Origin of the sequence: Pseudoclavibacter sp. CFCC 14310 (assembly GCF_008831165.1) — a bacterium.
Lineage (GTDB): Bacteria > Actinomycetota > Actinomycetes > Actinomycetales > Microbacteriaceae > Pseudoclavibacter_A.
The window spans coordinates 634,324-657,084 of the sequence record NZ_WBKC01000001.1 but is presented as its reverse complement, the minus strand read 5'-3'; the positions used below and the strand labels follow the sequence as shown (position 1 = coordinate 657,084).

The following is a 22,761-nucleotide window of genomic DNA, read 5'->3' as shown; positions in this document are numbered from 1 at the left end:
AGGTTACCCGTCTCGCCGAGTGCGCACCGTCTCACAGTGCCTCGATCGGGGCAAGGGCGACCACGAGCTTCTTGCGCTGCCCTGAGTCGAAGCGCACTGCAGCCACCTGCTTCGCACCTCTTCCGGTGAGCTCTTCGACGGTGCCCTCGCCGAAGCTCTTGTGTCTGATGCGGTCGCCTGCGGCCAGGTGCAGTTCGGTCTTCGGGGTCGAGCCGACGCCGATCTCGTTGGCCCAGGCGTGTGTGGCGCCGCTGCGCTTCGGTCGTACGTCGCGACTGCGGGCCCCGCCCCATCCCCCGCCGGTCTCGAAGTCATCGTCGTCGCTGGCGCGCTGGCTGCCTCCCCAGCTGATGCCCCGACGGTTCGCCCCGATCTCGTCGGGATGCTGCCGCCAGTCGATGAGTTCGCTCGGAATCTCGTCGAGAAAGCGACTCGGCAGCTGGTCGCGGGTCTGACCGAACACGGTGCGGTTGATCGCCAGACTGAGGAAGAGCCGACGGCGGGCTCGCGTGATGCCCACGTAGAACAGTCGCCGCTCTTCGGCGAGGCCGCCGATCTCGTCGATCGACATCTGATGCGGCAGCAGCCCCTCTTCGAGCCCGGTGATGAACACGGCCGGGTACTCCAGCCCTTTGGCGGTGTGCAGAGTCATCAGCGACACGGTGCCCGACTCGTCGTCGAGGTCGTCGGCCGCTGCGGTGAGCTGCACCTCGGTGAGAAAGTCGACCATGCTCGCGTCGGGATGCTTGTCGACGTAGTCGGTCAGCTGGGCGAGGAACTCCTCGAGATTCTCGGCACGGGCCTGATCCTGAGCGTCCAGCGAGCTGCGCAGCACCTCGATGATGCCGATGTGCTCGAAGAACCGGCCGACCACATCGTCGAGACGATCCTCTGCGAGGGCGGTGCGGGCCTCGACGATGGCACCGCCGAGCGCGCTCATCGCCTGCGTCACTTTGGGGCCCAGCCCGATCTCTTCGGCACGCGTGAGCGCTGTGGGCAGGTCGATGCGCTGCTGCTCGGCGAACATCATCAGCCGCTGCTCGGTGGTGGGGCCGATGCCGCGTTTGGGCACGTTCAGGATGCGCCTGACCGAGAGCTCGTCGACCGGGTTGGCGATCGCCACGAGATAGGCGAGCGCGTCTTTCACCTCGGCGCGATCGTAGAACTTGGTTCCGCCGATGAGGCGATACGGGATACCGGCACGCACGAAGATCTCTTCGAGCGCCCGAGTCTGCGCGTTGGTGCGGTAGAAGACCGCGATGTCTCGGTAGTCGAGCCCGTCCAGGTGCAGATCGTCGATGCGGTCGGCGACGAACTGGGCTTCGTCGTGAGCCGTGTAGCCCGCGTAGGCGGTGATCTTCTCGCCCTCGCCCAGGGCACTCCAGAGATTCTTCTCAGCACGGTCGAAGTTGTTGCCGATGACCGCATTGGCCGCACTCAGGATGCGCTGGGTCGATCGGTAGTTCTGCTCGAGCAGCACGACGTGCGTGCCTGGAAAGTCTTTCTCGAAGTCGACGATGTTGCGCATATCGGCGCCGCGGAACGCATAGATCGACTGATCGGAGTCGCCGACGACCGTCAGCGTCGGGGCGTCGACGTGCTGCGGGCCGCCGAAGCTCGCCACCGCCTCGCTGCTCTGCCGCACGCCCGTCTGCTCGGTCGCAGTCGAGCCGTCGACCGCGAGGATGCGCGGCTCACTTCGGCGGGGAGCGGTCGCCGGACCGGCGCCGTCGGCTGAGGTCGTCAGCAGGCGGATGAGCTCGTACTGTGCCTTGTTGGTGTCTTGGTACTCGTCGACGAGCACGTGTCGAAACTTGTGCTGGTAGCGTCGCCGCACCTCGGGAAATGCCTCGAACAGGTGCACCGTCTGCACGAGAATGTCGTCGAAGTCCAGCGCGTTCGCGCGCAGCAGCGCCTGATCGTAGGCGCGGAAGACGTCGATCAGCGCTTCGTCGACCGGGCTGCGGCTGCCTGAGTCGCGGGAGAGATCGTCGGCGTCGCGCAGTTCGTTCTTCAGCTGTGAGATGCGGTGCTGTGCCGCAGCCGGAGTCAGACCGTCGGTGTCGGCATGTCGCTCTTTGATCAGCCGTTTGAGCAGCACGCGCGAGTCGTGTGTGTCGTAGATGGTGAAGCTGGAGTTGTACCCCAGCTCGGAGATCTCGCGTCTGAGGATGCGCACGCACGCCGAATGAAACGTGCTGATCCACATGCCCTCGGCGGCCCCGCCCAGCAGCTGACCCACGCGCTCGCGCATCTCGTTGGCGGCCTTGTTCGTGAACGTGATCGCCAGAATCTGGCTGGGCCAGGCTCGGTGCGTGGCGATGAGATGCGCGATGCGGTGGGTGAGCACGCGTGTCTTGCCCGACCCCGCACCAGCCACGATCAGCAGTGACTGCCCCGAGTAGAGCACGGCCTCACGCTGCTGCGGGTTCAGCCCGCGCACGAGCTGCTGATCGGCCTCAGGGGTGTCGGCTGCGCCCTTCGCTGGCCGCGGGTCACGGTTCGACGAGTGGTCGGAGCTGGGGTCTTCTGACGTGAGTGGCATCTGCTCGATTCTACGGTCGAGGTGCGACATCGTGTGAGCAGCCGTGACTCTGGCCTCGCTCAGCCCCGCTGACGGCATCAGGATGCCACTGGTCGATGCCTGGAACGGCAAGGGTGAGCAGCGTGGCCTGGGTCGCCTCGTCGAGCGTTCGCTCCGGAAAGAACCGCAGCCAGCCGATGCCGGCGAACAGCACCATGCCGAAGACGCCGGATGCCGAGATCGAGGTGAGCGGAGCATCCGCCGACGCCTCGTCGCCCCAGGCCTCGACCAGACACTCATGGAACTGCTCGACGATGCCGCGCTGCAGCAGCATCAGGCTGTCAGCCCAGGAGCGATCGGTGCGGAACAGCTCTGCGGCCAGGATCTTCGCCATCTGCGGATGCCGCTGCAGAATGCCGAACATCTCGTGGATCATGGCGGCCAGCGCTGCGCCCCCGCGAAGCTGCGCGCGCGAGCGCTCCAGGTACTCCGCCAAGTCGTTGAGCCCGGTGTGAACGAGCTCTTCGAAGATCGCATCCTTCGACTTGAAGTTGTAGTACAGGCTGCCCTTGGCGACTCCGGCCGTCTCGGCGATGGCATCCATCGAGGTGCCGCTGATGCCTTGGCTCGCCGCGAGCTCGACGGCTGCGCGCAGGATGGCGTCTCGGGTCTTCGAGTGATGCATCAGACCTCGATCTCAGGGTGCAGCCGGGTCATGTTCCAGACCTTCTGCCTGGCCGCAGTAATCGAGCTGATCGTGAGCGCGACGATCAGCATGCCGAGCAGGAACCCGATGCAGCCGGTCATCCGGCCGTCGATGCCGCCGACGGTCAGCTGACGCATGCCCTCAATGGCATACGTTCCGGGCATGTACGGATGCAGCGCCTGGAAGAACGCCGGCGTGGTCTCGATCGGGTAGGTGCCGCCAGCCGAGGTCAGCTGCAGCATCAGCAGGATAATGCTCACGACACGGCCCGGAGCGCTGCCGAACACGATGATGAGCATCTGCTGCAGGGCGAGGAAGCTGAGCGAGACGAGCACCATGAACAACGCCAGCCAGACCGGATGCTGTGCATCGAGCCCCAAAACCTGCTGCAGCACCACGAAGAGGATGACCGCCTGCGCGATGCCCATGATGATCGCCGGAGCGAAGCCTGCCATCACCGTGCGGAATCCGCTGGCGTTGCTGGCCATCGGACGCTTCGGGAACGGGCGCAGCACCAGCCAGTTGATCACGCCGCCCACGAAGAGCGCGAGCATGGTGAACATCGGGGCGAATCCCTGCCCCAGCGCCGAGGCGAGGTTGTGCTCGTTCGCATCGACCTGCACCGGGTCGGCTGTGGCCTTTGCGTTTGACTCACGAGACTCGTCAGAGAAGCTGGGGGCCTTCGCCGCGCCGTCTGACAGCTTGCCGGAGAGCTCCTGCGCACCGTCGTTAAGCTGCTGGGTGCCGTCGTTCAGCTGGCTGGCGCCGCTGCTCGCACTGTTCGTGCCGGTCACCAGATCGCCGGTGCCCCCCGCGAGCTTGGTCGCGCCGTCTGAGAGCTGCTGGGCGCCGTCGTTCAGCTGCCCAACGCCTGCGGAGAGCTCTCCAGCCTTCTGCGCAAGGGTCTGCGCACCCTCGGTGACCTGCTGTGTGCCTGCGGCAAGCTGCTGGGCACCGGGCACGAGCTCTTTGTGAATGGCGTCCTGCCCGTTCACCACCTGCTGTTGCGCATCGTTCAGACGGTCAGGAAGGCCCTCCAGCGTCTTGGCCCCAGCCGAGAGATCACCACTGATCTGCTGCCAGCTTCCGCTGGAATTGAGCAGAGTCTTCAACGCCTCCAGCCGTGCGATCGCCTGCGCTGTCTGGTCGGTCTGAGGCTGGATCGCCTTGAGACCTGCGATCGCCTGACCCAGGGCCGCCTGCGTCTCGGGGGTGTTCGGCCCGCCGTTCAGCGTGGCCAGCTGGTCTGAGAGCGTCTGCGCATCCTGCCCGACTCGCTGAATCGTGTCGCGGTGAGCCTGCACCTGGGAGTTCGCCGCACTGACTTCGTTCACGAGCCCGTCGTACTTCTGGGACAGACTCTGTACGCCTGCAGACAGCTGTTGTGCGCCGGAATCGGTCTTCTGCGTGCCCTGTGCCAAGGTCTGAGCGCCCGCGGCCAGCTGAGCCGAGCCGGTTTTCGCCTGCTGCGTGCCGACAGCCAGTTTGTCGGCTCCTGTGGCCAGTTGGGCCGCTCCCGTGTTCAGCGTCACTGCGCCAGAGGCGAGGGCGTTCATGCCGACCACCAGCTGCCCCGAGCCGTCGACCAGCTGCGTCGACCCGTCGGCCAGCTGAGCCGAGCCGTCAGACGCCTGGTGGATGCCGTCAGAGAGCGTGTTGATGCCGACCAGGAGGCCGTTCGCGGTCTGCTCGCTGGTCTGCTGTGCGAGTGAGTCGCGCACCTTCGTCATCGCAGACTTGCCCAGCGTGGTGGCCAGGTAGCTGTTGGCGTCGTTGTAGGTGACCTGCAGTTTCGCAGGCGCCGCCGCATCGGTTCCAGCGGCTGCGATCGTGCTGGAGAAGTCGCTGGGAATCACCAGTGAGAAGTAGTAGTCACCGTCGGAGACCCCGTCGGCAGCGGTCTTCGCGTCGACGAGGCGCCAGCCGAGGCTGCCGTCCTCCTGCAGGTTCTCGACCAGCTGCTTGCCGACGTCGATCTGCTCGCCCTGGCTCGTGGTCGCGGGCTGATCCTCGTTGACGAGGGCGACCGGCATCGACCCCATGTTTGTGGTTGGCGACCAGTAGGCCCACAGGTAGAGCGCCCCGTAGATCAGGGGGAACAGCACGATGATGAGCACGGCGACTTTGGTGAGGCTGCCGCGCCAGAACCTTTTGAGCTCGGTGCTCAGAGTGGCGAAGATGTTCATGCGTGAGGCTCCTGATCTTGCTGTGTCGCAGACGTGCTGGGGGAATCGACGCCGGCGGGGCTCGTGGCTGCGGCGTTCTGCTCGCCGGCCACCGCATCCGACGCCCGTCGCTCGGCGACGCGACGCTCGATGCGCTCGCGTAACCCGCGGGGGCCGCGATCACCGGTGATGTCGGCGATGCGAACGAGCTCATGTTCGACCTGCAGAGGCGGGGTGAGCTCGAAGTCCCGCTCGTCGGACGAGACCATCAGCACGCCGACTCCGCCACGGTTGAGCGTCTCGAGGCGACGGATGATCTGCGCGCGCGCCTCGGTGTCATGGACTTGATCGAGGTCGTCGATGACCAGCACCTCCGGACGCTCGATCAGCGCGAGAACCACTTTGAAGAGAAACTCCTGCGTCTCGGTGAGACCGCCGGCCAGCTGTTTGTGACTGGGCAGGGGAATCTCTCCGAAGACGAGACGAAGCGCTTCAGCGGTGCGTTCCTCGGTGAAACGCGGGACATACTTCCACCACGGCGTCGCCCACCGGGTGCGTTCACGCAGCAGATCGCTGATGCTCGCCCGCGGTTCCAGGTCGTCGATGCTGCGAAAAGCCACGATGCCGGTCAGCCGACGCACGCGACGGCCCTCTTTCACGATGTCGATGCCCTCGGTGAGAATCTCACCGGCGCTGGGATGCATGCGCCCTGCGGCGCAGAGCTGCAGCGCCGTGCGGCCGTCGCCTCGGTTGCCGAGCAGCACGACGAAGCGAGTGCTCGACACGAAGGTCAAGGGGCCGTAGACCTGCCCGCGCTTCGTGCGCAGTTCTGCAGCCCGGTACTCGACAAGTGGGGCGCCGTCAGAGTTCGCCAGAGACCAGAGGGGCTGTGTGGCGAGGTCGACAGAGTCGGCACTGCCGTCAGCGTCGCGAGACAGATCGCGCCTATGCTCTGCGCGGGAGTCTTCGCTCACGTCTGCGTGCTGCACGTATGCCACCTTCGTCTCTGTCTCATGGTGTCGATCAGATGGCGCCTACGGCGCCAGCAGCCGACGTCGTTGTACTGATTGCAACTTTATACTGACCGGTCAGTTTTATGCAATCGCTGTGAAGCGTGTGCGCCAGGATGCTTCACACGACCGCAGCATCCGCCTGCTGACCCAAGCCGACGCCGCCGACACACCTCACGCTGCTGCACCATCTTGCGGCCTGCGCCACACCGCTGCAGCTCAGCCTGCCGGCTCGTGCCACCGCCAGACAGGCAGGCACCTGCGTCGATTGGCCGGGGCAGACCACGTTCGCACCAAAACACGGTGTTTTCGTCCAATCCGTGGCGGTGCCGAGCAATCGGTGCAGGCACAGAGCACACCAGAACCCCATGTTTTCGCGCGATCAGTGCAGAACAGACACCCTGAATGCCACTACTCAGCCCCTACTCGTGGTGCAGAGTCTCGCCCGCCTTCACCCCGGCGGTCTCGATCTGCAGCGTCGAATGCTCGATCGAGATGTCGAAGTGCCGCGACAGACAGTCGCGCAGCTCTTCGAGAATCAGCGGCGCATGCCCATCGCGAAAGCACTGGTCGTCGACGACGACGTGCGCCGAGAGCACCGGCAGCCCGGTCGCGATCGTCGACGCATGCAGATCATGTACTTCGCGCACGTGGTCGACAGACAGAATATGCCGCCGCACATCGGCGAGGTCGAGGCCCTTCGGTGTGAACTCCATCAGCACCTGCACGGTGTCGCGCAGCAGAACGACCGCACGCGGAACGATCAGCACCGCGATGAACAGCCCCGCCACCGCATCCGCCTGCTGCCAGCCGGTCGCCCAAATGACGACGGCCGCTGCGATCACGCCGACCGACCCCAGTGCGTCGTTGAGCACCTCGAGAAACGCGCCGCGCATATTGAAACTGGATTCGCGACCACCGGCCAGCACCATGATCGAGAGCATGTTGCACAACAGCCCGATGACACCGAAGACGAGCAGCTCGACAGGCGGCACCTCAGGCGGCCGAAAGAGCCGCAGCACACCTGAGACGAGCGCATAGACCCCGACAGCCAGCAGCACCCCCGCCTGCACCAGTGCAGCGACGACTTCGAGTCTGCGGAACCCCCAAGTGCGCTCCGGCGACGCCGGCCGCAGCACCAGATGCGCCGTGACCAGTGCGAGCAGCAGGCCAGACGAATCGACCAGCATATGCACCGTGTCGGTGGTGAGCGCGAGGCTGCCGGTGACGACCGCGCCGATCGCCTGGGCCACCAATATCGTGGCCGTGATGCCGAAGGCAAAAGCGAGACGGCGACGCTGGGCACGGCCGCCGACTCCGCCGTCTGGGGCAGTGTGCGTGTCGTGCATCAGTCCTCCTCTCGCGCCGACGCCGCAGGCATCGCATCGACGCTGCGCTCGATGCGTGAATGATCATGCGGATGCCGCCCTGAGACTCCGGTAGCAGCGATCAGAGACTCGGCGGCCGAGAGCAGTCGCCGCACCTCTCCCTCGGCGACAATCGAGTGGTAGGTCGACCGTCCTGACACACGAGGTCGAACGAGCCCGCAGTCACGCAGACAGGCAAGATGTGCGCTCACAGTCGACTGGGCCAGCCCGAGATGGTCGACGAGCTGACTCACATTGTGTTCGCCGAGCATCAGGTGGCGCAGAATGCGCAGTCGAGCAGGATCGGCCACAGCATGGAACAGCTGCGCGTAGTCGGTACTGCGGATCGGCCCCTGCTCTGTGAGTTTGATCGCCATAAGACGATGATATCGACGCTCAACGATAATTGTAAGTGCCCATCGAGAACGCGGTTCGGCTCCGCGGAGAGGAATGGCGATGACATACCGACCGTCAGATCTGCGCGGCGGTGATCAGTGCCGCGCACCAGGCCGGCCCGCGGCGGTCAGTACAATCCCATGAGAGTCATCACCTGCAGAATCCACCGGCGAGAGGAACCGTCATGGCGAAGTCGACCCACGCCCACCACGAGGGCGAAGAGCATGTCGAAGCGGTCGGAGAGAAGCTCAACTGGCTGCGCGCAGGCGTGCTTGGAGCCAACGACGGCATCGTCTCGGTCGCAGGCACTATCATCGGCGTCGCCGGCGCGACGACGAACACGGTGGCAATCGCCGCTTCCGGGATCGCGGCACTAGTCGCCGGTGCCTTCTCGATGGCCGGTGGCGAGTACGTCTCAGTAAGCACACAGCGCGATACAGAGAAGGCGATGCTCGCCAAGGAACGCCACGAGCTGAAGACGATGCCCCGTGAAGAGTTCGACGAACTGGTCGGCATCTACGTCGACCGCGGAGTCACCCCCGAGGTGGCGAAGCTGGTCGCACGCGACCTCACCAAGCACGACGCGCTGCGCGCTCATGCTGATGCGGAGCTCGGCATCGACCCTGATGCGCTGACCAATCCTTGGGCCGCAGCCGGGTCGTCATTCGTCTCGTTCACCGTCGGCGCGCTGATTCCGCTGATTGCCATGCTGCTGCCACTCGACCAGACGGTGCGCATCGGGGTGACCATCGTGGCCGTCGCGATCGCGCTGCTGCTCACTGGGTTCGTCAGCGCCACGCTCGGCGGTGCGCAACGTGGCCGGGCCGTCGTGCGCAACGTCGGCATGGGGCTGCTCACGATGGTCGTGACCTATGCCGTGGGCATGCTCTTCGGCACCACCGTCGGGGCCTAAGATCTGACGGCATAGGCGTGTCGGACTCAGATCAATCTCGCGCAGCAGCTGGGCGTTGATCGCCACGACGACGGTCGAAGCTGACATCAGCAGGGCCCCAACGCTCATCGGCAGGACGAAGCCGAGGGGAGCGAGCACACCGGCGGCCAGTGGCACCGCAATCAGGTTGTAACCGACGGCCCACCACAGATTCTGCAGCATTTTGCGGTAGGTGTGCCGCGAAAGCTCCATGACCGAGACCACGGCGCGCGGATCCGACCCGGCCAGCACGATGCCTGCGGCACCGCGCGCCACATCGGTTCCGGCCCCGATCGCCAGCCCCACATCGGCCTGAGCCAGTGCAGGTGCGTCGTTGACCCCGTCGCCGACCATCGCCACGATGCGGCCTTCACCCTGAAGACCTCGAAGCTTCGCGGCCTTGTCTTCGGCGCGCACCTGGGCGAAGACGCGATCGATGCCGACGGACTCGGCCACATGGTCTGCGACGGCCTCCGCGTCGCCCGTGAGCATCATCACTTGGCACCCGCGATCGTGCAGCGCGGCGACCGCCTGCTTCGATTCGGGGCGCACGGCGTCAGCGAGACGCAGCGCACCAACGACTCGTTCGTCGACGACCACATGCAGGATGATCGCGCCTTCGGCACGCCATGCCTCGACCCCTTCCAGCTCCGCCAAGCCGGTCTCGGCCAGCATTGCCGGCCCGCCGATGCGAACGCGGTGTCCATTGACCGTGCCAGAGACCCCGGTCGCCGGAGCCGACACGAAGTCATCGACCGGCAACAGTGCGAGTTCTCTCTGCTGCGCCGCCCCGACGATCGCAGCGGCAAGCGGATGTTCCGAGCTCTTCTCGACTGCGGCTGCCGTCAACAGCACTGCGTTCTCGGCCGCACTCGAACTAGGCTGATTCGACGTCGACTGGCCCACGGGCAGCACCGCAGTGACCTCTGGGCGCCCTTGTGTCAGTGTGCCGGTCTTGTCGAAGATCACCGTGTCGACGGTGCGCATCCGCTCAAGCGCGAGCCGATCACTGACCAGCACGCCGGAGCGCGCCGCGATCTCGGTGGCGATCGAGACCACCAGCGGGATCGCCAGCCCGAGGGCGTGCGGGCACGCGATCACCAGCACGCTGATCGCTCGGACGACCGCCTGATCAGGCCGCCCGCCGACGACCCAGACGATCGCCGTGATCGCAGCCGCGGCGATCGTGAACCAGAACAGCCACCCGGCAGCACGGTCGGCCAGACGCTGCGTGTGCGACGTGGACTGCTGCGCATCGGAGATCAGACGCTGGATGCCTGCGAGCGCCGTGCTCTGCCCCACTGCCGTCACACGGACGCGCAGGCCGGAATCCGTCGCAACGGTGCCGGCGACGACGTGGTCGCCGAGCGAGCGCCGCACTGGGCGGGACTCGCCAGTGATCATCGACTCATCGAGGCTCGCGGTGCCGTCGATGACGACGCCGTCGGCCGGTACCGAGCCACCCGGCCGCACCAGAACGATATCGCCCTCACGCAGCTCTGCCGGCGCCACCTCCTGGGTCTGCTCGCCATCGCCATGAGCGACCACGCGCTCGGCCACGTCGGGCAGCAGAGCGGCCAGTGAGTCGAGCGCAGACCCGCTGCGGGCGAGCGAGCGCATCTCGATCCAGTGGCCGAGCAGCATGATGACCACGAGCAGCGCGAGTTCCCACCAGAAGTCGAGCTCATGACTCAGCAGATGCAGCGACGCACCCCACGAGCTGAGAAAGGCCACGGTAATCGCAAGCGCGATCAGCAGCATCATGCCCGGCTGCCGAGACCGAATCTCGTCGACGGCGCCGGAAAGAAAGGGTCGGCCGCCCCACGCATAGATGACGGTGCCCAGAACTGGACTCACCCAAGTGACCCACCGCGCATCAGGCAGGCCGTAACCGAAGATGTCTGCGAACATCGAGCTGAGCAGCACAGTGGGAATCGACAGCGCGAGCATGATCCAGAAGAGGCGTCGGAAGCGCAGCACGTGCCCGGCATGATGCATGTGGGCCATCGATCCTGTACCGGTCATGTCTGCCATATCGCCCATATCTGCCATGCCGGCCAGAGCGTCTTCACTCGTTGTGCCGTAGCTCTTCTGCATGTGCGACATATCGTGCGCCATGTCGTCATGGCGCACGCCCTGATGCGACATGCCGTCATCGTGAGACATCTCGCTGCGGTCGTCTGGGGTCCCGTTCATGTCAGACACCATAGCCCGACCCGCCGACACTGGGAACCCTCACTGCGAGCGGCGCTCGTCGGCTCGACGACCGAGCCGAACACGGCGCCAGTTCGCCGCAGAACGGCGGCGCCGCTAGCCGAGCAGCCCGCCCAAAGCGATGCCGATCATGCCGGCGATGAGGCATCCGACGATCATGCCGAGCCCATGTGCCACCGCCTGCCGCACCCTGCCCTGAAGCAGCAGACGACCGGTCTCGACGCAGGCTGTGCTGAACGTCGAATACCCGCCCAGCAGACCGACGCCGAGCACGGTCACTCCGGTCGAGACATCCGCGCCGGCTGACCCCGCCCCCACCGTCGGCGCAGCCTCCGCTGCCGCCCATCCGGTGAGCACCCCCAGCAGCAGGCAGGCGCTCAGGTTGACGACGATCGTGCCCATCGGCATGCCGTTCGGCGATGATTCGAGCCGCCGACCGGTCACCAGCGTGTCGACGACATAGCGCAGGCCAGAGCCGACGCCGCCCGCGATCGACGTCAGTGCAAGCAGTGCGAAGGTCATGCCCGCACCGCCTTTCGCCCGATGACCAGACCTGCGATCGCAGCGGCCACGCCCATGAGGATGCTGGCGAACGCGTAGAGCAGCGCCAGCGTCGTGCTGCCTCCCGCAAGTCGCATATCGACCTCCATCACGAACGTGCTGTAGGTGGTGAACCCGCCGATGACCCCGGTGCCGACGCCGAGACGCAGCAGGCGTCGCCACCCGACGCTCGCACCGCGAGCGAGCAGCCCCGTGAGCAGGCCGAGCATGAGAGACCCGCCGAGGTTGATCAGAAATGTCGGCCAGGGCCATCCGGAGACCACCGGCAGGGCGCTCTCGATCGAGGCCCTCGCTGCCGTGCCGAACATGCCGCCGACGGCCACCGGCCACACGTTCTGGAACCAGCCGCGCGCTTTCACCATGCAGCCATTATGCGCTCCCCATGATGCGGCGACCTACACGACCGGGCAGCGCCGTTCTGGGCAGCGCCCGTTCTGGGCAGATCTGTTCTGGACAGGCCGGTTCTGGGCAGATCTGTTCTGGACAGTTCCGCGGCCCGGCTGCGAACAGGCCGAGATGCGCCCCACCTCACAGTGCAGTGTCAGGGTAGCCTTCGCAGAATGTTCGGGTTGCCGAATAAATTAGGAAGGTCTAACCTCACTAAGGCATCATCAGACCTTTAGGGGAAGTCGTGGCACACAGCCAATCTCTGCAGAATCAGGCGCCGCGCGTCGTCGCGTCGCACTCCCAGACCACATCCGTATCGGCGGTGCGGCGCCCAGCCTCGCAGCCGACGCGATCTGCGGTCGCAGCTCTCGACCCCCGTTTGGCCAGGATCGGTCGCGTCATCGTCTGCCTCACGCTGGCGCTGATGGCGCTCATCGGGGTCGCCCTCTCCCCCACTCCCGCGCACGCTGCCGCCGACACCTCAGAGACCAGCAACCAAGACGTCGCACTGAAGATCGCCGACACCCTCGACAGCGCCATCGACGCTCTGGACGGCTCCGACTACGAGTCGGCTTACCGCGAGGTGCAGAACGCCTACTTCAAGTACTACGACCCACTGCTTGAGGGGCCGTCGATGTCACTGAGCGGCAACCGCAAGCCCATGATGGAAGGCCTGTTCGGCAAGGCCAAGTCCCAGGCCAAGGCCAAAGACTCCGCTGCCGCGCGCAGCACCATCGAGAGCATCAAACTGAACGCAGCACGCGATGCGCTCGAGCTCGACGGCGTGATCGCAGACGACCTGCCTGAGGATCAGAAAGAGGCCGCCGCACAGAAACTGCTCGACCAGCGTTCGACAACGGCGGTCACGCCCGAGGCACGCCGCGTCTACTCGTTCGTCACAGCCTTCACGATTCTGCTCCGCGAAGGCCTTGAGGCCTTGCTCGTCGTCGCAGCGATCGTGCTGTACCTGGTTCGGTCAGGCAACAGACAGCTGACGAAGTACGTCTACTGGGGCGTGCTCGCCGGCATCGGGGTCTCCATTCTGCTGGCCGTGCTGTTGAGCGCGGTGTTCCAGAACGCGGGTGCGGGGCAGGAGATGCTCGAAGGCGGCACGATGTTCCTCGCGGTGCTCGTGCTCTTCTACATCTCGAACTGGATGCTCAGCAAATCCGACGAACAGGCCTGGGAGCGGTATGTGCGCGGAAAGGTCGACCAGTCGATCACCACAGGCAGCATGTGGCTGCTCTCGTTCGCAGCCTTCCTGGCCGTCAGCCGAGAGGGCGCCGAGCTCGTGCTGTTCTATGCCGCCGCGTTCCAAGGGGGCATGGCCGACTCGCTCTGGGTCGGCATCGGCATCGCCGCAGCCGCGGCATTGCTCGTCGGCGTCTTCGTCGTCTTCCGCTACTTCGCGGTGAAGCTGCCGATCGGCATCGTGTTCAAGGCGACCTCGGCCCTGCTCTTCCTGCTCGCGATCGTCTTCGTGGGCAACGGAGTGGTGGAGCTCGGTGAGGCCGGCTTCATTCTGGGGCAGACCAGCATTCCCTCACTCAGTTGGCTGACAGTGCCCGTACTCGGGCTCTACCCACGTGCCGAAACGCTGCTGCCGCAGCTCATTCTGGTCGTCGCCGCTGTCTGGCTGACCATGGCACAGAACAGACAGCTGCGCCGCGAGAAACGTGAACTCGCCGAGGCAGCACTGAGCTCGGCGAAGAGCGACGACTGAGCACGACCGCACAGACCCGGCCGATATCAGCCCACCGTTGACTGGCTGCAGCATGTGTTCTGGGCGCCAGCCATCACCCTTCCCCGCAGTTTTCCCCCATTCGGGGCGACGTCCGGTCGCCCAGAGACAAAGGAGCAAAGAATGACAATGAACCGCATGACCCGCACCGCACTGGGCATCTGCCTGGTCGCATCCGCCAGCACGCTGGCGCTGACCGGCTGCTCATCGAGCGACAATGCCAGCACGCAGAGCAGTGCGGCCGCGAGCAGCGATTCGTCCGCTGAAGACGCCCGCCTGGCCCCTTCGGTGTGCGGTACGCCTGAAGACGACGGTCAGAACCATGAGATTCCCGTCGGAGACGCCGATGAGGGCCCGTTCCATATGGAGGCCAACTACTTTCAGCCCGGCGACATGGCGTTTGACGGCGGCATGATGCCGGCTTACGCCGATTCGATCGCGCACATCGAGCTCGACGTCAAGGTCAATGAAGAGGGCACCAAGTACGGCTGGTCAGTCGACGAGACACCGGCAGACCTCAATATCGACTACACGGTCACCGACAAGTCAGGCAAAGAGATCGTCAAGGGCATGTTCATGGAGATGAACGCCGCCGACGGGTCGCACTACGGCACGAACATCCCGAAGTCGGCAGAGGCCGCCGGGCTCGTTGGATCGCTGGAGAACCCCGGAGAGTACACGGTGACGTTCCACATCGCGCCTCCGAAGAACTACGGCCTGCACCAGGACAAGCGCACCGGCATCGAAGCCACCGAGTGGTTCGCTCCGTTCGACGTGAGCATGGACTGGCTCTACACCGCTGAGCAGAAGAAGTGCATCGTCGACGATCCTCGCGCCTAATCGACGGCTGACGCTGACGGCGGCGTCCGGATGTCCACCCGCACGGTCGCCTGTCTCTGTCACGGATGGCGTTCCCTCCGGCAGACGACAGGCGACCGCCGTCATTTCAGCGCAGAAGGCGTGGCTGTGAGACGGGCGCGACCGGGCCATCCGGCGAGTAGAGTGAGCAGGTGTTTCCTTGGCTCGATCCTCACCTCATTCTCGCTACCACCGGCCCATGGGCGCTGGTCGTCTGCGCAGTCATCGTCTTCGCCGAGACGGGCCTGCTGATCGGTTTCTTTCTGCCGGGAGACTCGCTGGTCTTTCTGCTCGGCATGCTGACCGGCGCCGCTCAGTCGCAGAACGAGGCGCTCTCGGCACTGCCGCTGTGGCTGGTGTGTCTGGTGATCGCCGTGATGGCGTTCGCAGGCGATCAGACGGGCTACAGCATCGGCCGCCTCTCACTGCGCAGTGAGCGCATCGCCCGCTCTGTGCAGGGCCGCCTCGCCCCTCATTCGGCGAAGGCCAGTCATTTCTTCGCACGCTTCGGCGGGCCGGCAATTCTCTTGGCTCGGTTCATTCCGATCATTCGCACATTCGTTCCCTTCGCAGCAGGCGTCGCCGGCTACGGACGCACCAGATTCCTGTTCTGGAACGGCATCGGCGCCCTGATCTGGGGCATCGGGCTTCCGGTGGCCGGGCATCTGCTCGGCGGCATCCCCTGGATAGCCGACCATGTCGACGTCATTCTCATTCTCATCGTCGTGCTGTCGGTTCTGCCCGTGGCCATCAGACTCGCGGTCGGATGGCTGCAGAGTCGACGAGCGGCTGCCTGAACGCGATCGGGGAGACGATGTTCGAGTCGAAGCGCACCTTCGGGGCCGACTTGGAGCGTTGGAAGCGCGCCACCGACTGGCCGCTGGCCATCGCCGCACTGGTCTTTCTCTTCGCCTACGCCTGGCAGGTGCTCGGCGACCTCGACGGCCGTCTGCGCACCATCACCGAGTGGACGATGAATGTCACCTGGGCGATCTTCCTCGTCGACTATGTGGTCTCGATTCTCCTCGCTCGACCCCGCTGGCGCTGGTTCTACACACACTTGCTGGATCTGGCAATGGTGCTGCTGCCGATGGCTCGGCCGCTCAGGCTGCTGCGCCTGGTCACTCTGCTGCGCGTGCTGCAGCGCACAGCCGGTGCCGCGCTGCGCGGCAAGATCCTCGTCTATGTGATCGGCACCGTCGGCATGCTCGTGCTCGTGGGGTCGCTCGCGATCCTCGACGCTGAACGCGGTCAGCCTGGATCGAGCATCGAGACCTACGGCGACGCGATTTGGTGGAGCATCGTCACCATCACGACCGTCGGCTACGGCGATCTCACCACCGTGACGCTCACCGGGCGCCTTGTGGCCATCACACTCATGGCCGGTGGCATCACGCTGATCAGCACCGTGACCGGCACGCTCGCCTCGTGGATCGTCGAGCGCATCCATCAGGTCGACGAAGACAATCAGGCCGCGACCCGCGCGCAGTTCCGTGAGCTCGAAGGCAAGATCGATCAGCTGCTCGCTGCGCAGAAAGGCCACACGACTCCGCATCCGCCCGCCTCGCAAACAGACGCATCGACGGATGCCGCGGTCGCGCCCGCATCCTCCGACCAGACATGATTCGGCGTTCGCCGCGATCAAAGGTCGGTGCGCGACTGGGGCTGGCGGCGACTGGGTCTGGCGGCGACTGATTTTGTGCGTCGACGAGCGCTGGTGTGACCTCGATCTTGCTCGAACAGCGAGGGCACACGATCGACGTGGCCGGTCAGGGCGTGCGATCGCTTCCCACGTCAGGGGTCGCGGTGTGACATGGATGACTGTGGGAGCGTCCGCCGAATGGGGGCCACCACCCCTCGGTGTGGGTGTCATGATCTCGCCCGTGCCCGTGCCCGTGCCCGTGCCCGTGGCCATGGCCTCCACGCGTCTTCCACGATGACACCACAGCTGGCGCTACGCTGACCGTCGCCGCTGAGGAGCTCTTGGGTTCGTTGTCGTCGCAGCCGGCGGTGTCACCACACCCAGCGGCTCCCGCTGCAGTCGCCAGCAGAAGGGCAGCGGCGAAGGCGACTCGCAGCGGCGTCTTTCTCTTCAATGGCGATCTTTCCAACGGTGGTCTCTTCACTAGCCTTCTCATCAACGGCAGCACTCCGCTCCGTAGTGATGTGCCCTTCCCGGAGGCTGCCGAGGCGCTCACACGGATGTCGAGAGCAGCTCATTGGGGATGCGATCGATCGGGGGGCGCTTGTGCGGCTCCGTGGGCTGGCCTATGTCGGACAGCGCACTTCGGCCATGATACTTGTTCGGCAGAGCGGGTGCTGCGTGTCGGTGACGCACGGAAACGGCAGCAGCCTCCGCGTCAACACGACTGGTCGTGTCGACAGCAGAGGCTGCAGTTCAGTGTTTCTTTGTTTCATTGTGGAGCCGCCGGGAATCGAACCCCTTACGGACGCCCGCCCGGGCGTGTCACCCCAGTGTTTACGCGGGTACAGCCATTTCTGGGTGACCGCCTAGAGCCGGTTTCGGCCTGGTTCCGTTGAAATTTCAACGGGCAGTATGGGTCAGCTGATCGTCCAGGTGATGACCGTCTTGATGCGCTGCGGAGAGTACGTGATCTCGACAGGCTTCGGGTCTGTCACGCTTCCGAGACTGAATGGGATGTTGCCGCGCGCACACTTGCCTGCCTGCAGCGTTCCGGACGGCAGCCCGTAGTAGGGCTGCTCGGGGTCGTACAGGGTGCTGGCAGTGTGCATGCGGTAGCCACCGTCCAGAGCCAACTCCCAGGGGCTCGATGAGTATTCGTAGCTTGCGTCGCTCGTGTTACAAAGCTCGACATCGGCCGACAGGCGCGGCTCCCCATCCGGAGTATTCTCGGGGACCGCGTATCGCTTTACCGAGTGCACGGTGACGTCACCACCATCAGTATGTGCGGTCTCCCCAACTTTCAAGGTCTGGTCGGTCGAAGCCGGAGTGCTGTCCTGACTTTCCGTCTCTGTCGAACATCCTGCCAGGAGGAGGGTCGCGAGCACGGCACCTCCGGCCGCGATCGCCCCTGCCTTGCGCCATTCCCCCATGCTCATGCCCCTATCGCGTCGTCGGTGAGATCCGGGATCATCCTACCGGTGGCGTCCAGATGCACGGTCAGCAGGTGCGGGGACACCTGCAGGTCGACCGCCCACCGTGCCGCGCATGATGGGTACGTGCGCATGAGGTCGTCCAAGCGGTCGTCGTCGATCAGCCTCGCGGCCGCCCGCTCGTCGGCGAGGCGCTCCATGCGTGGCTTCGTCAGCCGTGTCGGCCTGTCATGGGAGCGGGCATGCTCCACCTCGTGAGCGAGCACGGAGCGCTGGGCGATCGGCTCGAGTTTCGGGCGCAGGATGATCAGCCGGAAATCGTCCAGGTAGAGCCCGTTCTCGCCGGGCCGCAACGGTGCCGCCCATTCGATGACACGGGCGCCGAGACGGTCTGCCTCGACGCCCGGATCGTACGTCTCCCCCATGCTCTCCCCTATCAGTCCAGGTCGCTCTCTTCGAGCCCGCCCTGGTCATGCGAGGCGGCTCTGCGCTCATCCTCGTCCATGCCACCGACAAGGCGGAGGCCACCACGGTTCGCACGCGCGAGACGAGACGCCAGCAATGCCACCACATCCTCGTGAGCACCACTCTGCTCATCGACTGGAAGCGTGTCGAAGATCGGTGCCGTCGACGCGATGAACAGCTGTGTCGCCTCGCTGTACTTGGTCTCGGCGTCGCCAACCTGCGGCACACCCAGGACTGACAGCACTTTGTGGAGCACACCGGCCTGCGCGCCGCGGCGCCCCTGCTCGAGGTCGGACAGCGTCTTGCGTGAGATACCAGCGGCGTCCGCAAGCTCCGCTTGCTTCATCCCGAGGCTCAGGCGAGCCTCGCGCACTTTCGGACCGAGTTTCTGTCGCTCGTCCAATGTCAGAGAGTCCACGTCGAAAATCGTGGAAAAAATCTTTTGCACATCATCCGGCGTTGTCATGGGGATAACAGTACCACAGTTACACATTGAGGGTAACTGTGAGCGCAACATCAAACCAAGCTGACACATCTCTGTGTGTAACTGTGCTACGTTCTTACACATGAGCACAGCAACCACCACCGCAGCCGCCGGGACAAGCATCCGGGCGGTACGCGAAATGGCTGGTCTCACGCTCGCCGAAGCCGCACGCCTCGTCGGTTCCTCGCCCTCTTACCTCTCGCAGGTGGAGACGGGGAAGGCGCCGAACGTCACGCCACGCTACATCGCCAACGCGATGTCGAAGCTGGCCGAGTTCGTCGCCAATCCGATCGAGACGAGCGTCGCCGACGTCGCCTGACCAAGTCAACACCGACCCACTGACATAAAAGGCCCCACCGGATCGCACCCGGCAGGGCCAAGAACAAGAGAGGAAAGGCTCTCATGCCTGACACCAATCCTACCGGCGACCGCCCGGCCGTCTACACCCTCGACGAGGTCGCAGAGATCCTGCGCGTCCCCCGCGACCTGGTGCGCAAACGCATCTACTCCGGCGCATGGCCACACACCAAGATCAGCGAGCGCAACCGGGTCATCACCCACGACGACCTCGAAGCGATCTTCGAACTGCTGCACCACGCGCCCCGCTCGACCGCACGCCGCGGCAAACGCGACCGCGAACGCATCCAGCGTGGACTCCGGGCGGTGATCTGACCATGACCCGCTTCCACATGATCTGCATCGTCTGGCTGCTCACCCTCCTGTCCGTGATCGCGTTCTCTGCCGCGCTCGTCACCGTGCCCGGCTGGGTGTGGGCGGTGCTCGGCGCTGCGGCGATCACCCTCATCGGCCTGGCTATCGCCGGCGCCGTCACCCAGATGGTCGACGAATGGCGAGCCGAGCAGGACCCCGATGCCGTGCTCGAGCCGGCACGCGACCACGGAAGGCGGGCAGCATGAACCGCAGCATGATCAGGGTCGGTGACATCGTCACCCGCGGCAAGTCCAAGCTGCAGTGGCGCGTGAACTCCATCACTGCCGGCTCTCAGTCATACACCGGCAAGACCATCGTCAGTCTCGAGCCCTACCCAGAGTCCAAGAAGCGTTACACGAACGCCTCGGCGGCACCAGAACAGCTGACCCGAATCGAGGTCGACGAATGAGCCGCAGCAAGCAGAAGGGCACCGCGTTCGAGACGGCGCTCGCAGGCTACCTGTCCGACGTGGTCGGCCAGCCGGTCGAACGCCGCGCGCTCAAGGGCACCGCCGATGACGGCGACCTGCACCTGCCCACACCTAGCGGGCGGATCGTCATCGAGGCGAAGAACCACCAGCGCATGGAATTGGCTGACTGGGTCGCCCAGGCGGACGCCGAGGCGGGCAACGCCGACAAGCGGTTTCCTGACGTGCTCGGCGGGGTCGTGGTGCACAAGCGCCGCGGCAAAGGCCAGCCAGCCGACCAGTACGTGACCCTCACCCTGGCCACTTTCCTCACCATCCTCAACCTCATCTGAAACGGAGCACACCAGCATGACTGAAACCACCGCCACCCAGGCCACGGACGAGCAGCTACGTGCCCTCGCGATCGAACGCCTCGACTTGGCCGCCGAGATCGCGGAAAGGAAGGAACGCATCGAGCAGATCGACGAAGTGCTGCTGCAACACATCACCGAGCCACGCACCGACCTGGTCGCAGGCTTCAAGGTGCGCATCCAGCAGGGCGCCCGCCGCATCGACGCAAAGAAGATCGAGAAGGCCTACCCGGCAGCCCAGTACCCAGGACTGTACGCGGCGAAGCTCGACACTGCCGCAGTGAAGAAGCAGTTCGCCCCGGCCGCGCTCGAGGCATTCCAAACACAGTCGGCGCCCACCGTCCACATCGACGAGGTGAAGTGAGCATGCCCGCCCAGCACATTCGTTTCCAGTCGCCCGCTGTGCTCGCCGACATCGACGTGCCCGGCGTCGCCACAGCACTGCGTGTCCGTATACCGGTCGTCGAAGGTGGCAGCATCCGCGACCGCACCCTGCTCATCCCCGTCACCGAAGCCGCCCAGCTCGCCGAGGTGCTCACCGAAGCCACCCAAGGCATACACCAGCGCCCCGCCCAGGTGTTCCGCCTGGCGCACACCGGAGAGAGGCGACCAGCATGAGCGTCACCTGCTCGGTCGGCAAGACCACCCGTGGTGAAGTGCGCGCCACCATCAACGGGCACGTGCACATCCTCGACACCAAGACCGCGTCCGAGCTCGCCGAAGCGATCGCCAACGTCGTCTACAAGATCGACGGCGACGCCGAATGGTGGGCGCGCATGATCCGCCAGGAGCACTCGTCATGAGCGACACACGGGACGTCCTCGCCGACTACGTGCAAGTCATCGAAGAGTCCATCGCCGCCCACCCACGCAGCCTGCAGAAACGCATCGGCCCGTCCGAGATCGGCATCGACTGCGAGCGCCGCCTCATCCACAAGATCGCAGGCGACGACGAACCAGCCGACAGTCGCATCCCCTGGAAGCCAGCACTGGGCACAGCCATGCACACGCAGCTCGAAGAATGGTTCAACACCGACAACGCCCACTACGATCCGGTGATTCGGTGGATCTGCGAAGACCGCGTCGACGTCGGAGAACTCGGCGACACGCACATCACCGGCAGCACGGACCTCTTTGACACGTTCACCGGCACCGTCCTCGACCACAAGATCGTCGGCAACTCGACCCTGTCGAAGTACCGCACGCACGGCCCGTCCCGCCAGTACCGCACCCAAGCACACCTGTACGGGCGAGGGTGGGCGCGCCGCGGATACCCGGTGCAGGCCGTCGCCATCTGCTTCCTCCCCAGGGAAGCCGAATGGTCAAAGAGGTTCCTGTGGACAGAGCCCTACGACGAGCAGGTCGCCCTCGACGCGCTCGCACGGCTCAACATGCTCGCCGAAATGGTGCGCGTCGTCGGGAAAGATGCGGCGCTCGCCGCATACGACCCCTGCAGCAACCCATTCTGCCCCTGGTGCAAGACAGAGCAACGCAACCGGGGCACCAAGACCCAACGAATCGACCGGGCACTCGCCTGATCACCACCACAACAAAGGAGCAACACATCATGGTCAACTTCGAAGACCTCGACAAAGCATTCGCCGGCAGCGGCAAGTCCCCCTTCGACAAGTACAGTGCACCCGGCACCACGGTGACAGGCACCATCACCGCCGTCGACTACCGTCAGCAGACCGAATACGGCACCAACCAGCCCGCCGTGTTCCCCTCCGGTGACCCGAAGATGCAGTTCGTCATCCAGCTGCAGACCACCGAGCACGACGACCCTGACGACGACGGCATCCGCGCCCTCTACATCAACGCCTGGGGGTCGAAGAAGCAGGCGCTCGCCGCCGCCATCCAGGCGTCAGGCGCACACAAGGCGTCCGAGATCCTCGTGCCCGGCACGGTCATGACCGCCACGTTCGTCGGCGAGAAGCAGGTGCAGGGCAAGACCGGCACGTTCACGCAGAAGGACTACACGTACACGCTGGTCAAGGGTGCGCCGGCGGGCATCGACCAGGCACTCTCACAGGCCGCTGCACAGCCCGTCCAGCAGGGCTACGTGCAGCAGCCCGCCGCACAGCCAACCCAGCAGGTGCCGGCGGCACAGCAGGCACCCCAGCCAGTGCAGACCCCGATCCAGCAGACACCACAGCCTGCAGCGCCCGCGATCGACCCGGCCGTCGTCGCCAAGGTGCTGCCCCTCCTGCAGTTCGGAACGCCGCTCGACACCCTCACCCGCGCCACCGGCGTGGACGAGGCAACCGTCCGACAGGTCGCGGCAGCCAACGGCCTGCAGGTCGCCTAACAGCCCAATCGCCCGTCTGCAGCGTCATGCAGGCCGCCCCTGGAACGGCATACACCCGCAGTCGAGTCTGCGGCAGGGGCAC

General features: G+C 65.3%; 26 protein-coding genes and 1 pseudogene. 15 read left to right on the top strand and 12 right to left on the bottom strand.

The window, feature by feature from the left end; all coding sequences use genetic code 11:
- Window positions 1-31: 31 nt before the first annotated feature.
- From F8O06_RS02960 to F8O06_RS02935, 6 genes are all read right to left on the bottom strand, one after another.
- Window positions 32-2,545, bottom strand: a complete 2,514-nt coding sequence (locus F8O06_RS02960; protein ID WP_158037366.1) for an ATP-dependent helicase — start codon at window positions 2,543-2,545, stop codon at window positions 32-34.
- A gap of 10 nt (window positions 2,546-2,555) precedes the next feature.
- Window positions 2,556-3,209, bottom strand: coding sequence for a TetR/AcrR family transcriptional regulator (locus F8O06_RS02955; RefSeq protein WP_158037365.1), 654 nt, complete (start codon window positions 3,207-3,209; stop codon window positions 2,556-2,558).
- Entirely contained in the window at window positions 3,209-5,416 is a 2,208-nt protein-coding gene (locus F8O06_RS02950) for a YhgE/Pip domain-containing protein (RefSeq protein ID WP_158037364.1), read from the bottom strand. Before F8O06_RS02950 ends, F8O06_RS02955 begins: the two co-directional genes overlap by 1 nt.
- The gene (locus tag F8O06_RS02945; RefSeq protein ID WP_158037363.1) at window positions 5,413-6,384 is read right to left on the bottom strand and encodes an ATP-binding cassette domain-containing protein; all 972 of its coding nucleotides are present in this window, start codon (window positions 6,382-6,384) and stop codon (window positions 5,413-5,415) included. Before F8O06_RS02945 ends, F8O06_RS02950 begins: the two co-directional genes overlap by 4 nt.
- 443 nt (window positions 6,385-6,827) lie before the next feature.
- Entirely contained in the window at window positions 6,828-7,754 is a 927-nt protein-coding gene (locus tag F8O06_RS02940; RefSeq protein ID WP_158032027.1) for a cation diffusion facilitator family transporter, read from the bottom strand.
- The gene (locus F8O06_RS02935; RefSeq protein WP_158037362.1) at window positions 7,754-8,149 is read right to left on the bottom strand and encodes an ArsR/SmtB family transcription factor; all 396 of its coding nucleotides are present in this window, start codon (window positions 8,147-8,149) and stop codon (window positions 7,754-7,756) included. Before F8O06_RS02935 ends, F8O06_RS02940 begins: the two co-directional genes overlap by 1 nt.
- A 203-nt stretch (window positions 8,150-8,352) precedes the next feature.
- On the opposite strand from F8O06_RS02935, the gene F8O06_RS02930 reads away from it, so the two are divergent.
- Window positions 8,353-9,081: a VIT family protein gene (locus F8O06_RS02930; RefSeq protein ID WP_158037361.1), complete on the top strand. Its 729-nt coding sequence runs from the start codon at window positions 8,353-8,355 to the stop codon at window positions 9,079-9,081.
- On the opposite strand, the pseudogene F8O06_RS02925 reads toward F8O06_RS02930, so the two are convergent.
- The 3 genes and pseudogenes from F8O06_RS02925 to F8O06_RS02915 form a co-directional block, all read right to left on the bottom strand.
- Window positions 9,079-11,295: pseudogene (locus tag F8O06_RS02925) on the bottom strand (heavy metal translocating P-type ATPase); the annotation flags it as partial. The gene F8O06_RS02930 and the pseudogene F8O06_RS02925 sit on opposite strands and share 3 nt — an antisense overlap.
- A gap of 114 nt (window positions 11,296-11,409) precedes the next feature.
- On the bottom strand, window positions 11,410-11,835 hold the full coding sequence (locus F8O06_RS02920) for a fluoride efflux transporter FluC (RefSeq protein ID WP_158037360.1): 426 nt from the start codon (window positions 11,833-11,835) through the stop codon (window positions 11,410-11,412).
- Window positions 11,832-12,236 (bottom strand): fluoride efflux transporter FluC, encoded by a 405-nt coding sequence (locus F8O06_RS02915; RefSeq protein ID WP_158037359.1) that lies wholly within the window; start codon window positions 12,234-12,236, stop codon window positions 11,832-11,834. Before F8O06_RS02915 ends, F8O06_RS02920 begins: the two co-directional genes overlap by 4 nt.
- 269 nt (window positions 12,237-12,505) lie before the next feature.
- Between F8O06_RS02915 and F8O06_RS02910 the strand changes: the two genes are divergently transcribed.
- From F8O06_RS02910 to F8O06_RS02895, 4 genes are all read left to right on the top strand, one after another.
- A complete protein-coding gene (locus F8O06_RS02910) occupies window positions 12,506-13,984 on the top strand; it encodes an FTR1 family iron permease (RefSeq protein ID WP_158037358.1) in 1,479 nt (492 codons plus the stop codon).
- Between the two features lie 156 nt (window positions 13,985-14,140).
- Window positions 14,141-14,842: an iron transporter gene (locus F8O06_RS02905; RefSeq protein WP_192496814.1), complete on the top strand. Its 702-nt coding sequence runs from the start codon at window positions 14,141-14,143 to the stop codon at window positions 14,840-14,842.
- A 170-nt stretch (window positions 14,843-15,012) separates the two neighbouring features.
- Window positions 15,013-15,657 carry a DedA family protein gene (locus tag F8O06_RS02900; protein WP_158037356.1) on the top strand — a complete coding sequence of 215 codons (645 nt, stop codon included), beginning with the start codon at window positions 15,013-15,015 and terminating at the stop codon, window positions 15,655-15,657.
- On the top strand, window positions 15,627-16,484 hold the full coding sequence (locus tag F8O06_RS02895; RefSeq protein WP_225733347.1) for a potassium channel family protein: 858 nt from the start codon (window positions 15,627-15,629) through the stop codon (window positions 16,482-16,484). Before F8O06_RS02900 ends, F8O06_RS02895 begins: the two co-directional genes overlap by 31 nt.
- 938 nt (window positions 16,485-17,422) lie before the next feature.
- On the opposite strand, the gene F8O06_RS02890 is transcribed toward F8O06_RS02895, so the two are convergent.
- From F8O06_RS02890 to F8O06_RS02880, 3 genes are read right to left on the bottom strand one after another with little or no spacing between them, the layout of a single operon-like run.
- Window positions 17,423-17,935 (bottom strand): DUF4352 domain-containing protein, encoded by a 513-nt coding sequence (locus F8O06_RS02890; RefSeq protein ID WP_225733374.1) that lies wholly within the window; start codon window positions 17,933-17,935, stop codon window positions 17,423-17,425.
- Between the two features lie 2 nt (window positions 17,936-17,937).
- Window positions 17,938-18,360, bottom strand: coding sequence for an ImmA/IrrE family metallo-endopeptidase (locus F8O06_RS02885; RefSeq protein ID WP_158037354.1), 423 nt, complete (start codon window positions 18,358-18,360; stop codon window positions 17,938-17,940).
- A gap of 11 nt (window positions 18,361-18,371) precedes the next feature.
- Window positions 18,372-18,866 (bottom strand): helix-turn-helix domain-containing protein, encoded by a 495-nt coding sequence (locus F8O06_RS02880; protein WP_192496812.1) that lies wholly within the window; start codon window positions 18,864-18,866, stop codon window positions 18,372-18,374.
- A 100-nt stretch (window positions 18,867-18,966) separates the two neighbouring features.
- Between F8O06_RS02880 and F8O06_RS02875 the strand changes: the two genes are divergently transcribed.
- The 10 genes from F8O06_RS02875 to F8O06_RS02830 all read left to right on the top strand — a co-directional run bounded on the left by F8O06_RS02875 (window position 18,967) and on the right by F8O06_RS02830 (window position 22,679).
- Complete coding sequence (locus F8O06_RS02875) at window positions 18,967-19,203, top strand: helix-turn-helix domain-containing protein (protein WP_158037352.1); 237 nt, start codon at window positions 18,967-18,969, stop codon at window positions 19,201-19,203.
- Window positions 19,204-19,286: 83 nt separating this feature from the next.
- Entirely contained in the window at window positions 19,287-19,556 is a 270-nt protein-coding gene (locus tag F8O06_RS02870; RefSeq protein ID WP_158037351.1) for a helix-turn-helix domain-containing protein, read from the top strand.
- 2 nt (window positions 19,557-19,558) lie between these two features.
- Complete coding sequence (locus F8O06_RS02865; protein WP_158037350.1) at window positions 19,559-19,801, top strand: hypothetical protein; 243 nt, start codon at window positions 19,559-19,561, stop codon at window positions 19,799-19,801.
- Complete coding sequence (locus tag F8O06_RS02860; RefSeq protein ID WP_158037349.1) at window positions 19,798-20,004, top strand: hypothetical protein; 207 nt, start codon at window positions 19,798-19,800, stop codon at window positions 20,002-20,004. The genes F8O06_RS02865 and F8O06_RS02860 overlap by 4 nt, the downstream gene beginning before the upstream one ends.
- The gene (locus tag F8O06_RS02855; RefSeq protein WP_158037348.1) at window positions 20,001-20,354 is read left to right on the top strand and encodes a hypothetical protein; all 354 of its coding nucleotides are present in this window, start codon (window positions 20,001-20,003) and stop codon (window positions 20,352-20,354) included. Before F8O06_RS02860 ends, F8O06_RS02855 begins: the two co-directional genes overlap by 4 nt.
- A gap of 16 nt (window positions 20,355-20,370) precedes the next feature.
- Complete coding sequence (locus F8O06_RS02850) at window positions 20,371-20,736, top strand: hypothetical protein (protein ID WP_158037347.1); 366 nt, start codon at window positions 20,371-20,373, stop codon at window positions 20,734-20,736.
- A gap of 2 nt (window positions 20,737-20,738) precedes the next feature.
- Complete coding sequence (locus F8O06_RS02845) at window positions 20,739-20,990, top strand: hypothetical protein (protein WP_158037346.1); 252 nt, start codon at window positions 20,739-20,741, stop codon at window positions 20,988-20,990.
- On the top strand, window positions 20,987-21,175 hold the full coding sequence (locus F8O06_RS02840; RefSeq protein WP_158037345.1) for a hypothetical protein: 189 nt from the start codon (window positions 20,987-20,989) through the stop codon (window positions 21,173-21,175). Before F8O06_RS02845 ends, F8O06_RS02840 begins: the two co-directional genes overlap by 4 nt.
- On the top strand, window positions 21,172-21,909 hold the full coding sequence (locus F8O06_RS02835) for a hypothetical protein (RefSeq protein WP_158037344.1): 738 nt from the start codon (window positions 21,172-21,174) through the stop codon (window positions 21,907-21,909). The genes F8O06_RS02840 and F8O06_RS02835 overlap by 4 nt, the downstream gene beginning before the upstream one ends.
- Before the next feature lie 29 nt (window positions 21,910-21,938).
- Entirely contained in the window at window positions 21,939-22,679 is a 741-nt protein-coding gene (locus F8O06_RS02830; protein WP_158037343.1) for a hypothetical protein, read from the top strand.
- The last annotated feature ends 82 nt before the right edge of the window (window positions 22,680-22,761 follow it).

What these genes read in the sequence shown, in the direction of transcription:
- F8O06_RS02960 (WP_158037366.1), bottom strand. Translation starts at nt 2,545, where the DNA reads ATGCCACTCACGTCAGAAGACCCCAGCTCCGACCACTCGTCGAACCGT.
- F8O06_RS02955 (WP_158037365.1), bottom strand. Translation starts at nt 3,209, where the DNA reads ATGCATCACTCGAAGACCCGAGACGCCATCCTGCGCGCAGCCGTCGAG.
- F8O06_RS02950 (WP_158037364.1), bottom strand. Translation starts at nt 5,416, where the DNA reads ATGAACATCTTCGCCACTCTGAGCACCGAGCTCAAAAGGTTCTGGCGC.
- F8O06_RS02940 (WP_158032027.1), bottom strand. Translation starts at nt 7,754, where the DNA reads ATGCACGACACGCACACTGCCCCAGACGGCGGAGTCGGCGGCCGTGCC.
- F8O06_RS02935 (WP_158037362.1), bottom strand. Translation starts at nt 8,149, where the DNA reads ATGGCGATCAAACTCACAGAGCAGGGGCCGATCCGCAGTACCGACTAC.
- F8O06_RS02930 (WP_158037361.1), top strand. Translation starts at nt 8,353, where the DNA reads ATGGCGAAGTCGACCCACGCCCACCACGAGGGCGAAGAGCATGTCGAA.
- F8O06_RS02920 (WP_158037360.1), bottom strand. Translation starts at nt 11,835, where the DNA reads ATGACCTTCGCACTGCTTGCACTGACGTCGATCGCGGGCGGCGTCGGC.
- F8O06_RS02915 (WP_158037359.1), bottom strand. Translation starts at nt 12,236, where the DNA reads ATGGTGAAAGCGCGCGGCTGGTTCCAGAACGTGTGGCCGGTGGCCGTC.
- F8O06_RS02905 (WP_192496814.1), top strand. Translation starts at nt 14,141, where the DNA reads ATGACCCGCACCGCACTGGGCATCTGCCTGGTCGCATCCGCCAGCACG.
- F8O06_RS02895 (WP_225733347.1), top strand. Translation starts at nt 15,627, where the DNA reads ATGGCTGCAGAGTCGACGAGCGGCTGCCTGAACGCGATCGGGGAGACG.
- F8O06_RS02890 (WP_225733374.1), bottom strand. Translation starts at nt 17,935, where the DNA reads ATGGGGGAATGGCGCAAGGCAGGGGCGATCGCGGCCGGAGGTGCCGTG.
- F8O06_RS02885 (WP_158037354.1), bottom strand. Translation starts at nt 18,360, where the DNA reads ATGGGGGAGACGTACGATCCGGGCGTCGAGGCAGACCGTCTCGGCGCC.
- F8O06_RS02880 (WP_192496812.1), bottom strand. Translation starts at nt 18,866, where the DNA reads ATGACAACGCCGGATGATGTGCAAAAGATTTTTTCCACGATTTTCGAC.
- F8O06_RS02875 (WP_158037352.1), top strand. Translation starts at nt 18,967, where the DNA reads ATGAGCACAGCAACCACCACCGCAGCCGCCGGGACAAGCATCCGGGCG.
- F8O06_RS02870 (WP_158037351.1), top strand. Translation starts at nt 19,287, where the DNA reads ATGCCTGACACCAATCCTACCGGCGACCGCCCGGCCGTCTACACCCTC.
- F8O06_RS02865 (WP_158037350.1), top strand. Translation starts at nt 19,559, where the DNA reads ATGACCCGCTTCCACATGATCTGCATCGTCTGGCTGCTCACCCTCCTG.
- F8O06_RS02860 (WP_158037349.1), top strand. Translation starts at nt 19,798, where the DNA reads ATGAACCGCAGCATGATCAGGGTCGGTGACATCGTCACCCGCGGCAAG.
- F8O06_RS02855 (WP_158037348.1), top strand. Translation starts at nt 20,001, where the DNA reads ATGAGCCGCAGCAAGCAGAAGGGCACCGCGTTCGAGACGGCGCTCGCA.
- F8O06_RS02850 (WP_158037347.1), top strand. Translation starts at nt 20,371, where the DNA reads ATGACTGAAACCACCGCCACCCAGGCCACGGACGAGCAGCTACGTGCC.
- F8O06_RS02845 (WP_158037346.1), top strand. Translation starts at nt 20,739, where the DNA reads ATGCCCGCCCAGCACATTCGTTTCCAGTCGCCCGCTGTGCTCGCCGAC.
- F8O06_RS02840 (WP_158037345.1), top strand. Translation starts at nt 20,987, where the DNA reads ATGAGCGTCACCTGCTCGGTCGGCAAGACCACCCGTGGTGAAGTGCGC.
- F8O06_RS02835 (WP_158037344.1), top strand. Translation starts at nt 21,172, where the DNA reads ATGAGCGACACACGGGACGTCCTCGCCGACTACGTGCAAGTCATCGAA.
- F8O06_RS02830 (WP_158037343.1), top strand. Translation starts at nt 21,939, where the DNA reads ATGGTCAACTTCGAAGACCTCGACAAAGCATTCGCCGGCAGCGGCAAG.